Below are 12,355 nucleotides of genomic sequence, written 5' to 3'. Positions count from 1 at the left end.
GAGACGCCAAAAGCGGGCAAAGTGCCCTAGCGTGAGTCGCATGAACGCGACATCCCTGGGGGCGCTGCTGCTGTGCCGGACCGACCCCTCCGCCGTACGGCCGGCCGCCCAGTTGTTGCGTGAGCAGCAGCTTCTCGTCCCGGCCGGTGACGACTGGAGCGTCCTCGTCCCCGACGGAACACCCTGGCAGGAGGCCGGCGAGCCGGTCGACCAGGTGCTCGGCGGCTGGGCCTCGGCCGTCGCGATCGGCACGAACCGGCCGGCCCTCGCCGTGTGGTGGGACGGCGACCACGCCGGATTCACGCTCGCGTCCGGTTTCCGCAGGCCCGTGGGGTACGTCTGGCTCGCGGACGGGACACCGGTCGGCGAGGACGAGGCGATGCGGACCTTCGCCGCGCGGCTCGGGCTGGATCCCGTCCTCGATGTGCAGGCGCTGGAGCCGCTGACCCTGCCGGACCCCGTCGCGGACGCCAGGTCCCGGCTGCTCGGCCTGCTCGCCGTTCTGGCCAGGGCGGGTCTCGATCTGCCCGAGGGGCTCGCGCCGGGTGAGGCCGCCGGGCGGCTGCGGTCCGTCGCGCAGGCGATCGGCGCGGAGACCGTGGAGTGGTCGGGCTGGCGCGACGCGGTACGGGCGGAGTTCCACGCGGTCGAGGAGGGCGCGGGCGGCCCCCGGCGGCCGGGTCCGACGGTGCGTGTGGTGGGCCTGGTCGAGATGACGGCGGGCCTGCCGCTCGTGGCGTGGGGGCTGCGGCGCGGGAGCGGCGGCTGGCTGGTGGCCGGGGCCGTGCTGATCGTGCACGGGGCACTGGCGCTGACGTACGACCGTATCCGCGAGCAGCCGCGGTAGCCGCGGGCCCCCCGGAAACCGCGCACCCCGCCCCGTACCGCCCGGTCTGTGCAAGCCCTGCGGGGCGTCGTCACGCCCGTCCGGCTACTCGTCCTCGTCCTCGTCGTCCAGGCGCGCCAGCCACGTCGCCAGGCGCTCCACCGGGACCTCGAAGTCGGGGTTGAGGTCGACGAACGTACGCAACTGCTCGGCGAGCCACTCGAAGGTGACCTCCTCCTCGCCGCGCCGCTTCTCCAGCTCCTCGATACCGCGATCGGTGAAGTACAAGACATGCTCCTGGGACGGATGGGGGACTACCTCCTCAGATTACGGCGACTTCCCGCTCTCCCCCGCAACCGGACGGGCCGGTAACGTCGTCGCCCTTCGCACAGCGCTCAACTGCACCGGGACAGGGCCGAGTCGGCCGTCAGAACGGGGGAGCCGTGAACGGACGCATCCAGCGCATCGAACTTCCCGGGGGAGCCGTCGTGCTCGCCCGGCTCTCCACCGCGGGCGGGGGCTACGGCGAGGACGACGAGGACGTCGGCTTCGTGGAGAACGCCACCGCCAAGGTGCGGCAGCTCCGCGAGCTGATCACCGAGGTCGGGGCGTCCGTCCTGGAAGCCGCGGCGGCGGCCCGCCCCGACGAGGCGAGCGTCTCCTTCGGCGTCGAGCTGACCGCCAAGTCCGGCGTCGCGCTCGCCGTGCTCGCCGCGGGGGAGGCCAAGGCATCCGTGCAGGTCACGCTCACCTGGCAGCTCAAGGACCAGCCCGCACCGCCCGCCCCGGTCACGGCTCCCGCCGGTTCGCACGTGCCCGCGCCCGCCCCGCCCACGGCTCCCGCCGGTGCACACGTGCCCGCGCCCGCCCCGCCCACGGCTCCCGCCGGTGCACACGTGCCCGCGCCCGCCCCGCCCACGGCTCCCGCCGGCGCACACCCACCCGCCCCCACCACCCCGCCGCCCCCGCCCCCGGTACCGCATGAGTGACACCGACTCCGACTCCGTCATCGACGCCCTCACCCGCGCCGCCACCGTCCACTTCTCCTCCGCGCGCGAGGGCGAGACCGCCATGTGGGGCAGCGGCTTCTTCGTCGCGCCCGGCTGGGTGCTGACCTGCGCGCATGTGCTCGCGCCGCATCTGCGCGGCGACCGCGAACGCGTCTTCCTGCTCGGCGGCAGCGAGGTCAACGACGGCGAACCGCTGGAGGCCCGGCTCGACCGCTGGCTCCTCGACGGCGAGCCGCGCTCCGAGCAGCGGGTGCCCGTCGAGCAGGACCTCGCCCTCGTCCGGCTGCTGGACCCGGACGTCGAGCACGAGTGCGTCTGGCTCACCGACCGCACGGACTATCCCGGCGGGCAGGGTGTCGTCCAGGGCTACCGACCGGAGACCCAGGAGGAAGGGTCCGCCCCCCTCGTACGCAGGGCCGCGCGCTGGAAGGCGACCGCCAGGATCAACGGCTTCGACGACGACTACGGCATGCGCTTCCGGCCCGAGGCGGAGTTCCCGAAGGGTGGTTCCGGGTCGCCGGTGCTCGACGCCCACACGGGCGCCGTCGTCGGCGTCCTGAAGTCCCGCCGTGCCGGGCGGGACGGCGGGATGGCCATCGCGGCCACCGCCCTGCGCCGGTTCGGTCCGGCCTATCAGTCGCTGATGGCCGCGCACGACCGCTGGCACGGCCAGTCGCCGAAGATCGGGGGGCACAACTGGATCGAGCGGCAGCACCAGTTGCCCGGCGCGGGCGTGCACACCGGCGGCGACCAGTGGAGCCCCCGCGACCGGCGTGAGGCGCTGTCCCTCCTGTCGGGGGTGCGCCCGCCCGACGGCATCCGGCCCGTCGTCGAACTCGCCAAGAAGGCACGCGGCGGTGTCGCCGGGCCGCCCGGCCAACTGCTCCCGCACGCCTGGCGCGACGGACACGGCCTGCTGTACGAGGCGGGGCAGCCCGTCGCCGCCATCGCCGCGCTGCACTACCTCCAGCTGGTCGTGGAGTACGAACGCAGCCGCGGCGGTGACCCCGCGCCGCTCGCCGACTGGGTGGTGAACCGGCTCCAGGACGTCCCGCGGATCGTGCACACCGTCGTCACCCAGGCCACGCTGCCGCCCCGGCTGGTCCCTGCCCCGGGCCCGGACGGCCGGGACCGGGCCGTGGTCCGCTACCCGAGACCCGGCGACGGCTCGACCGTCGTCATCGTCGAGCTGGAACCCGTGTGCGACGCCCCGACGACCCGGTTCTACTGGCGCATCCGCGTCGACGACGGCCAGGACGTCAACGAGCCGCTGCACGAGGAGCAGACCGGCGAGGGTGTCCCGCCCGAACAGCTCGTACGCCGGCTGCGCGGACCGCTGGACGAGGTCTTCGCCTCGGTGGACGCCCCCGGCGCGCCCGCCCCGCTCGAAGTCGCCCTGCCCGTCGACCATTTCGACACCGCGGTGCACCGCTGGCAGCTCACCGAGATGGCGCGGCTGCACCATCCCGCGTATGTCGGTGTACGGCGGATGGTGGTGCTGCGTGACCTTCTGAGACGAGGCAGACCGGACGACACCTGGCTGGAGCGCTGGCAGGCGACGGTGGCCGCCGGGGCGCTGGCCGCCGTCCGTACGCCACCGCCTCGGCAGGTTCCACGGGCCCGCCACTTCGCGGACATGCCGCCGTCCGCGGTGCCCGTCCTGTGCAGACCCGCAGGCAGCGGCGTCGGACGCCGCGCGATCGGGCTCGCGCTGGACGCCGGGCACGGCGTCGCGCTCTGGCACACCGACGGTCATCCCGAGCACGGCTGCACCGATTTCTGCGAGGAGATGCACGACGGGGCGGCCGCGCTCCTCGCGCAGACGGCGGGCGTCCTGGAACTGCCCGACCGGTTGCGCCGAATCAGGGACGACATCAGCGGATCGAGGAACGGCGGACACTGGGCGGAGGGGGTGGCCATGCTGTACGACGACCCGACCCGGCCGCTGCCCGCTGACGACAACGGACCGGTGGACTCCCCATGAGGAGTGGCACCGGAGCAATGGGACGGCGGGTCGCTGGGTACATACCCGGCGTGGTCCGCCACGGTGCCCACCGGCCGCCGACGAGGAGCGAGCGATGGACGACTGGCTGATCTACCGAGGTGTCGGTGCACCGGATCCCGACCGGATCCGCAGGTTGCCGCCGCCCCCGCCCTGGCGCGCCTTCTCCGGCGAGCCGCTGCCCGATCCGCCGCCCCCCGTGGACAGTTCGTCCACTCGGCGGCTCGGCGCACGTGTCGAGGCGCCGGGCGCCCAGGACGCCGAAGCGCTCGAACTGATCAACGCCGCCCTCTACTTGCGCCGGCCGCTGCTCGTCACCGGTGAGCCCGGCTCCGGCAAGTCCACGCTCGCGCACTCCGTCGCGTACGAACTGGGCCTCGGCCGCGTGCTCCAGTGGCCCGTCGTCAGCCGCACCGAGCTCAGGGACGGCCTCTACACCTACGACGCCATCGGCCGGCTCCACGACGCCCAGCTCGCCGAGCGCCAGTCCGACGACATCGGCCGGTACATCAGGCTCGGGCCGCTCGGCACCGCGCTGCTGCCGTCCGAGCGGCCGCGGGTGCTGCTCATCGACGAGCTCGACAAGAGTGACATCGACCTGCCGAACGATCTGCTGAACGTGGTGGAGGAAGGCGAGTTCGCCCTTCCGGAGCTGGAGCGGATGGCCGACCGGCCGGGTCACGGCGAGGTCCGGGTGCTCACCGACGACGGCCGCAGGGTGCCCGTCCGGGACGGCCGGGTGCGCTGCGCCGCCTTCCCGTTCGTGGTGATGACCAGCAACGGCGAGCGCGACTTCCCCGCCCCGCTGCTGCGCCGCTGCATCCATCTGCACCTCGACCCGCCGCGTGACGAGCGGCTCGCCGCCATGGTGCAGGCCCACTTCGGAGCCGGCGCCGACGAGCGGAACCTCGATCTGATCGGCCGGTTCACCCGCGAGGACGGGGACGGCGAACTGCGCCCCACCGACCAGCTGCTCAACGCGATCTACCTCACCCAGCACGCCGTGCAGGCAGAGCCCGGGCGGCGGGACGAGGTCGCCGAACTGCTGATACGCCCGCTCGACATCCGGCAGCGGTGAAGCCGTGCACTCCGCGGCCCTGACCGCGCTCGTCGCGCGGCTGCGCGAGGCGGAACTGAAGCCGACCGCCGAGGAACTGGCGGACGCGCTGTGGTTGTCGCGGTACGTGCCCGCGGCCCGCGCCGGTACGACCGAAGCATCAGCCCCTGTCCTGCCACCCGGCCCGGCGGACCGGCCGTCCGCCGGGCCCCCGGAGCAGCCCGCCGTCTCCACACCCGGAGTCCGCCCTTCGTCGCGGCCCGGCACCGGTCTCTACGGGCCCGCCCAGCCGGACACCGTCGGCGGGTCCCTGCCGGACGGCGCCACGCGCAGCGTCCCGGTCCCGGCTCCCACGGCGCTGCCCGACACCCTCGACCTCCAGCGCTCCCTGCGGCCTCTCCAGCACTACCGACCGCCCATGCGGCTGGTGCGCAGGGAACTCGACGAGATCGCGACCGCGGACCGGGCCGCCGAGACGGGTCTGGTGGTGCCCGTGCTCCGCACGGTCCGGCGGCGTCAGGCCCGGCTCGCCCTCGTGATGGACGAGTCGTCGTCGAACGTCGTGTGGAGCACCGCGCTCGAAGAGCTGCGGGAGATCTGCGAACGTGCGGGGGCCTTCCGCGAGGTGGCCGTGCACCGCCTCGACGAGCACCGGCCCGTACCGGCCCAGCTCGGCGATCCCACCGGGCGGCAGCTGACCGTGGTGCTCAGCGACTGCGCGGGTCCGCTGTGGCGCAGCGGCCGGATGCAGCGGCTGCTGCACATCTGGGCGTCGACCGCGCCCGTCGCGGTCGTGCAGCCGCTGCCGCAGCGGATGTGGGGGCGCACGCATCTGCCCGCACGGCCGGGACTGCTGCAACGCCGCGAAGGACCCGCCGGGCGGTTGGAGTTCACTCCGCGGCTCGGTGCGCCCGGCCCGGCGGACGGTATCCCCGTCCCCGTTCTCGCGCTGCGCCGCTCCTCCTTCGAGGCCTGGACCCGGCTGATCGCGGGTGCGACCGGGCAGTCCATGAACGCCGCGGCCGCGCTGGTCCTGCCGAGGCACGAACCCGCCTCCGTCCGCCCACGCGCGGCCCGGCGCATCGAGCCGGCCGAACGGGTGCGGGCCTTCCGCCGAACCGCGTCGCCCGCCGCCGCGCAGCTCGCCGTCTATCTGTCGGCGGTTCCCCTGGTGCTGCCGGTGATGCAGCTCGTGCAGCGCGCGATGCTCGTCCGCAGCGGTCCGGACGTCCTGGCCGAGGTGCTCCTCAGCGGGCTGCTGCGAAGGGATCCCGACGACACCACGGGCCCTCGGGAGGGGGGTCCGGCGTACGCCTTCCTCGACGGCGTCCGCGAAGAGCTGCTCGGCCAACTGGGCGCCAGCAGCGCGTCGCTCGTGCTCAAGCATTGCTCGGAGTACGTCGCCTCCCGCTACGGACGCACCGTGCGCAACTTCCCGGCGATGGCCTCCGCCTTCCTCGCCGGATCGGTGGATCCGCACCCGCCGGCCCCGGCCACCGGAGACAACCGCGGACTGTGGGCCTTCGCCCAGGTCTCCACCCAGGTCCTGCGCCGCCTCGGCGGCCCCCAGCCCGCCGTGACACCGGGGCTGACGACGGAGGGCCCCGCCGCACTCGTCGCGAAGGCCCGCAGCTGTCTGGCGCACTTCGGCCAGTACGGCACCGTACGCGACCTGGACGCGGCCATCCGACTCCTCGGCTCGGCGACCCAGGCGGAGCGGCGGTCCGGTGAACGGGCCGCGCTCTACGGCGAACTGGCCGAAGCGCTGCTGCGGCGCTGGCTGGTACGCCCGCTGCCGGAGGATCTGCCCGAGGCACTGGAGGCGGCCCAGAACGCGATCTCCGGCGGGGCGCGGGCCTACCTCACGCTGGCGCGGGTTCTGGAGGCCATGGCGGAGGAGGTGTCCGCCGGGCGGCTCAGCCCCAAGCTGATGCCCGAGTGGGTGTGGGTGCAGGCGGGCCCGGCCGGTGACGACACCGATCTGGTGGCCGCCGTGCTGTTGTCGACCGCCGACAGCAGCCTCGCCGAACTCACCGGCGACCCGCCGCCGTGGGACACGCCGGCCGCTCTCGTGCAGGCGGCCGCGTCCGCCAGGATCCGGGTGCTGCGACGGCTGGCGGTGACCGGCGCGCCCTACGGACTGCGCGGACCGATCGGGCCCGCGGGCTTCTTCACCGAGACGCTGCACACCGCGCTCGGCGTCGTGGAACTGCTGCTGGACGGAGAGCGCCGGGAGTCGGCCCTGCTGCTGCGCGGTGGGCTCCTCCTCGACCTGGCCCGCCACCACCGCGGCGAGGGCCCTGTCCCGAGGGCCGTCGGCGACCACGACCTCGCCGCCTCACGGACCTTCGCGGAACAGGCGGACGAGGACCTGCACGAGGGCATCGACGCCATCGACTGGGAGACCGCCGAGCAGAGCGACCTGTGCCGCGCCTGGCTGGACTACGCCGACGCCATCGAGTTCGCCCACGAACACCTCGACGACGACGCCAGGCTCCGTATCCTCCAGGCCCTCGACCAGGCACGCCGGCACACCGGCCGCGACGAGGAGACCCAGGCCGACATCCTGCTGCGGATGGCCCGGGTGCTGGAGCAGCGGTACGTGTCCACCGGCGGCTGGGCCCACCGCGACTCCGCGGTCGCGGCCTGGACCGAGGCGCTGCCCCTGCTGCCGTGGCGGGACCCGAGCCGCGCGCTCGTCCTCACCTCCCTCGGCCGGCAGTTGACCGAGCGGGGAGTGGACAAGGACGCCCGGGCCGACATCCAGGCCGCCGTACGGGCACTGCGCGGCGCGATCGAGGAGACCCGGCCCACCGACCCCGAACTCCCGCGCCGGCGCGCCCTGCTGGGCCTCGCCTACATCGAGCGGTTCCGGGCCGAGGGCACGGTCGCCGACCTCCACGAGGCGGACTGGGCGCTCGGCGCGGCGGCCCGGGCGGCGACCGACGCCGAACTCGCCGCACACGCCTGGTGGCACCGCGCGGTGGCGGCCGCCCTGCTGTCCGGTCTCCGCGAGGGCCCGGCGTCCGCGCACCCACTCCACCGCGACGCCGTCGCCCACGGCCGCCGGGCCCTCGCGGAGGCCGGCCCGGTCCTCTTCGACCGGTTGGTCAACGCCCAGTGGCTGCGGACGGGCCGGCTGGAACGCACCGCCGGTCCCGAGCGCGCCCTGGAGGAACACCGGGCGGTGGCGGCGATGCTGGCGCGGGTCCGGCCGGCGGACGCGCCGGGTGTGGAGCCGTTCCTGCGGGAGATCGAGCGGCTCGAAGACGGTGGGTGAAACGCCGGAGGGCCCGGTCCGCGTCGAGTGACGCGGACCGGGCCCTCCGGTCGGAACCGGGCCCGAGAGGCCTTGCGACTAGGCGTCGAAGACCTCGTCGACCAGCTGCTGCTGCTCCGCCTGGTGGCGCTTGGCCGAGCCGACCGCCGGGGACGAGCCGTGCGGACGCGAGATGCGGCGCAGACGCTCGCCGTGCGGGATGTCCGCACCGACGGCCAGGTCCAGGTGGTCGATCAGGTTCAGCGCGATGAACGGCCACGCACCCTGGTTCGCCGGCTCCTCCTGCGCCCAGAGGTACTTCTCGGCGTTCGGGAACTTGGCGATCTCGGCCTGGAGCTCCTTGCCCGGCAGCGGGTACAGCCGCTCCAGACGCAGGATCGCGGTGTCGGTGACGCCGCGCTTGACCCGCTCGGCCTCCAGGTCGTAGTAGACCTTGCCGGAGCAGAAGACGACCTTGCGGACCGCGTTCGGGTCCACCGACTCGTCGCCGATCACCGGGCGGAAGCCACCGTTGACGAACTCCTCCGCCTTCGACGCCGCGGCCTTCAGACGCAGCATCGACTTCGGCGTGAAGACGATCAGCGGCTTGTGGTGCGGGTTGTGCACCTGCCAGCGCAGCAGGTGGAAGTAGTTCGACGGCAGGGTCGGCATCGCGACCGTCATGTTGTTCTGCGCGCACATCTGGAGGAAGCGCTCGGGTCGCGCGGAGCTGTGGTCCGGGCCCTGGCCCTCGTAGCCGTGCGGCAGCAGCAGCGTGACGCCGGAGGTCTGGCCCCACTTCTGCTCGGCGGAGGAGATGAACTCGTCGACGACGGTCTGGGCGCCGTTGACGAAGTCACCGAACTGCGCCTCCCACATGACCAGCGCGTCCGGCCGGGCGAGGGAGTAGCCGTACTCGAAGCCCATCGCCGCGTACTCGCTGAGCAGCGAGTCGTAGACGTTGTAGCGGGCCTGGTCCTCGGCGAGGTACAGCAGCGGGGTGTAGTCCTCGCCGGTCTCCTGGTCCACCAGCACCGCGTGGCGCTGGCCGAACGTGCCGCGGCGGGTGTCCTGACCGGACAGCCGGACCGTGGTGCCCTCCATCAGCAGCGAGCCGATGGCGAGCGTCTCGCCCATGCCCCAGTCGATCGTGCCGTCCTCGACCGATGCCGCACGACGCTGCATCTGCGGCATCAGCCGCGGGTGCACGGTGACGTGGTCGGGGATGTTGACCTGGGACTCGGCGATCCGCTTCACGACCTCCTGGGAGACCGCGGTGGTGACGGCCACCGGGAACTCGGCCTGCGCGTCCGGGACATGCGCCGGGGCCGGCAGGCTGGTCGCCTCGCGGACCTCCGCGAAGACCTTCTCCAGCTGGCCCTGGAAGTCCTGGAGCGCCTGCTCCGCCTCTTCCAGCGTGATGTCGCCCCGGCCGATCAGCGACTCGGTGTAGAGCTTGCGCACCGAACGCTTCTTGTCGATCAGGTTGTACATCTGCGGGTTGGTGAACTGCGGGTTGTCGCCCTCGTTGTGACCGCGGCGGCGGTAGCAGATGAGGTCGATCACGACGTCCTTGTTGAACGTCTGGCGGAACTCGAAGGCCAGCCGCGCGACGCGGACCACGGCCTCCGGGTCGTCGCCGTTCACGTGGAAGATCGGCGCCTCGATCATGCGGGCCACGTCGGTCGCGTACATCGACGAACGCGACGACTCCGGGGAGGCGGTGAAGCCGACCTGGTTGTTGATGACGATGTGGACCGTGCCGCCGGTGCGGTAGCCGCGCAGCTGCGACATGTTCAGCGTCTCGGCGACGACACCCTGGCCGGCGAAGGCCGCGTCACCGTGCAGGGCGACCGGCAGGACCGTGAAGTCCGTGCCGCCCTTGTTGATGACGTCCTGCTTGGCGCGGGCGACACCCTCCAGCACCGGGTCGACCGCCTCCAGGTGGGAGGGGTTGGCGACCAGCGAGACCTTGATCTGCTCGCCGTCCAGGCCGGTGAAGGTGCCGTTGGCGCCCAGGTGGTACTTCACGTCGCCGGAGCCGTGCATCGACTTCGGGTCGAGGTTGCCCTCGAACTCCCGGAAGATCTGCGCGTACGACTTGCCGACGATGTTCGCCAGCACGTTCAGCCGGCCGCGGTGGGCCATGCCGATGACGACCTCGTCCAGCCGGGACTCGGCGGCGGAGTCGATGACCGCGTCGAGCAGCGGGATGACGGACTCGCCGCCCTCCAGCGAGAACCGCTTCTGACCGACGTACTTGGTCTGCAGGAAGGTCTCGAACGCCTCGGCGGCGTTGAGCCGGCGCAGGATGCGCAGCTGCTCCTCGCGCTCGGGCTTGGTGTGCCCGCGCTCGACGCGGTCCTGGATCCACTTGCGCTGCTTCGGGTCCTGGATGTGCATGAACTCGATGCCGGTGGTGCGGCAGTACGAGTCGCGCAGGACGCCGAGGATGTCGCGCAGCTTCATCATCGACTTGCCGGAGAAGCCGCCGACGGCGAACTCGCGCTCCAGGTCCCACAGCGTGAGCCCGTGCTCGGTGATGTCCAGGTCCGGGTGCTTGCGCTGGCGGTACTCCAGCGGGTCGGTGTCGGCCATGACGTGGCCGCGGACCCGGTAGGAGTGGATCAGCTCGAAGACCCGGGCGGCCTTGGTGACGTCGTCGTCGTGGCTGGCGTCGATGTCCTTGAACCAGCGGACCGGCTCGTAGGGGATCCGCAGCGCCTGGAAGATGTCGTCGTAGAAGCCCTGCTCGCCGAGCAGGAAGTTGGCCACGACCCGAAGGAACTCGCCGGAGGCGGCGCCCTGGATGACCCGGTGGTCGTACGTGCTGGTGAGGGTCATCACCTTGGAGATGCCCAGGCGGTTCAGGGTGTCCTGGGAGGTGCCCTGGAACTCGGCCGGGTAGTCCATGGAGCCGACGCCCATGATGACCGACTGTCCGGGCATCAGACGCGGCACCGAGTGGACGGTGCCCAGGCCGCCGGGGTTGGTCAGCGAGACGGTGACGCCGGTGAAGTCGTCCATCGTCAGCTTGTTGTTCCGGGCGCGGCGGACGATGTCCTCGTAGGCCTGCCAGAACTCGAAGAAGTTGAGCGTCTCGGCCTTCTTGATGGCCGCGACGACCAGCTGGCGGTCGCCGTTCGGCTTCACCAGGTCGATGGCGAGACCGAAGTTCACGTGCTCCGGCTTGACCAGGGTGGGCTTGCCGTCCTTCTCCGCGAAGGAGTAGTTCATCGACGGCATGGCCTTGAGGGCCTGCACCATCGCGTACCCGATGAGGTGGGTGAAGGAGACCTTCCCGCCCCGGGCGCGCTTGAGGTGGTTGTTGATGACGATGCGGTTGTCGAAGAGCAGCTTCACCGGGACCGCGCGCACGGAGGTGGCCGTCGGCAGTTCCAGCGAGGCGTTCATGTTCTTCGCGACAGCGGCCGAGGGGCCGCGCAGCGTCACGTACTCGGGACCCGAGGGGGCCTCGGTGTCCGGTGCGGCCTTCGCCGGCTCGGCCTTGGCGGGCGCGGCCTTCGCCGGCTCGGCCTTGGCCGGAGCCGGCTGTGCCGCCTTGGCCTCGGGCGCGGCGGCCGGGGCCGCCTTCGCCGCGGGAGCGGCCTGGGCCGGTGCGGCGGGCTGGGCGGCCGGGGCCTTCGCGGCCGGTGCGCTCTGCGGAGCGGCGTTCACGCCGTTCGCGGTGGCACTGCCGGTCTGACCGGCGGTACCCGCAGCCCCCGCGGCTGCGGTACCGGGCTGCGCGGGGGCAGCGTCCGCGGCCGTGCTTCCGTCGGAGGGCTTCGCCGCCGTGGCGGCGGAGCTGCCGCCGCCCGGCTTGTAGTCGGCGAAGAAGTCCCACCAGGCGCGGTCGACGGAATTGGGGTCCTGGAGGTACTGCTGATAGATCTCGTCGACGAGCCACTCATTGGGCCCGAATGCGGCGGCAGGGTTCTTGCCCTGCGCGCCTTGGTCGGTCGAGATGCTCGAGTTACTGGGGGACTGAGACGACACGGCGGCAACCGCCCTCTTCCGCTTCACAAGGTGATGGACAGCGGGAATCAAGGCTACGCCTCCCCGGCCGGGAGATGCAGGCGGGGCTGGTCATCGTCGCGCAAGTCACACCGAAAGGCGGGTTTCGGGGCTGACAATGGCGGGAAACAAGCACGGTTCGACCCCACCACGGGTCGGCGACACCGCGGCCATGGCCCTCCGG

Annotated in this window: 7 protein-coding genes; 5 read left to right on the top strand and 2 right to left on the bottom strand. The window is 72.7% G+C overall.

From position 1 onward, the window contains the following. The first annotated feature begins 40 nt into the window (after positions 1–40). Positions 41–847, top strand: a complete 807-nt coding sequence (locus ABTX78_RS15180) for a hypothetical protein (protein ID WP_352207248.1) — start codon at positions 41–43, stop codon at positions 845–847. Positions 848–931: 84 nt separating this feature from the next. On the opposite strand, the gene ABTX78_RS15175 is transcribed toward ABTX78_RS15180, so the two are convergent. Next, a complete protein-coding gene (locus tag ABTX78_RS15175; protein ID WP_003961784.1) occupies positions 932–1,114 on the bottom strand; it encodes a DUF6104 family protein in 183 nt (60 codons plus the stop codon). A 155-nt stretch (positions 1,115–1,269) separates the two neighbouring features. Between ABTX78_RS15175 and ABTX78_RS15170 the strand changes: the two genes are divergently transcribed. The 4 genes from ABTX78_RS15170 to ABTX78_RS15155 all read left to right on the top strand — a co-directional run bounded on the left by ABTX78_RS15170 (position 1,270) and on the right by ABTX78_RS15155 (position 8,175). After that, a complete protein-coding gene (locus tag ABTX78_RS15170; protein WP_352207247.1) occupies positions 1,270–1,815 on the top strand; it encodes a CU044_2847 family protein in 546 nt (181 codons plus the stop codon). After that, entirely contained in the window at positions 1,808–3,820 is a 2,013-nt protein-coding gene (locus ABTX78_RS15165; RefSeq protein ID WP_352207246.1) for a VMAP-C domain-containing protein, read from the top strand. Before ABTX78_RS15170 ends, ABTX78_RS15165 begins: the two co-directional genes overlap by 8 nt. A gap of 94 nt (positions 3,821–3,914) precedes the next feature. Further along, on the top strand, positions 3,915–4,916 hold the full coding sequence (locus tag ABTX78_RS15160; protein ID WP_352207245.1) for an AAA family ATPase: 1,002 nt from the start codon (positions 3,915–3,917) through the stop codon (positions 4,914–4,916). 4 nt (positions 4,917–4,920) lie between these two features. Then, the gene (locus ABTX78_RS15155; RefSeq protein WP_352207244.1) at positions 4,921–8,175 is read left to right on the top strand and encodes an SAV_2336 N-terminal domain-related protein; all 3,255 of its coding nucleotides are present in this window, start codon (positions 4,921–4,923) and stop codon (positions 8,173–8,175) included. A 78-nt stretch (positions 8,176–8,253) separates the two neighbouring features. Here ABTX78_RS15155 and ABTX78_RS15150 read toward each other — a convergent pair whose 3' ends face one another. Beyond that, on the bottom strand, positions 8,254–12,153 hold the full coding sequence (locus ABTX78_RS15150) for a multifunctional oxoglutarate decarboxylase/oxoglutarate dehydrogenase thiamine pyrophosphate-binding subunit/dihydrolipoyllysine-residue succinyltransferase subunit (RefSeq protein ID WP_352207243.1): 3,900 nt from the start codon (positions 12,151–12,153) through the stop codon (positions 8,254–8,256). Positions 12,154–12,355 lie beyond the last annotated feature (202 nt).

Source organism: Streptomyces sp. NPDC096193, assembly GCF_040302905.1.
GTDB lineage: Bacteria > Actinomycetota > Actinomycetes > Streptomycetales > Streptomycetaceae > Streptomyces.
The sequence above is the reverse complement of the archived record's forward strand: the minus strand, read 5'-3'. Positions and strand labels throughout refer to the sequence as shown.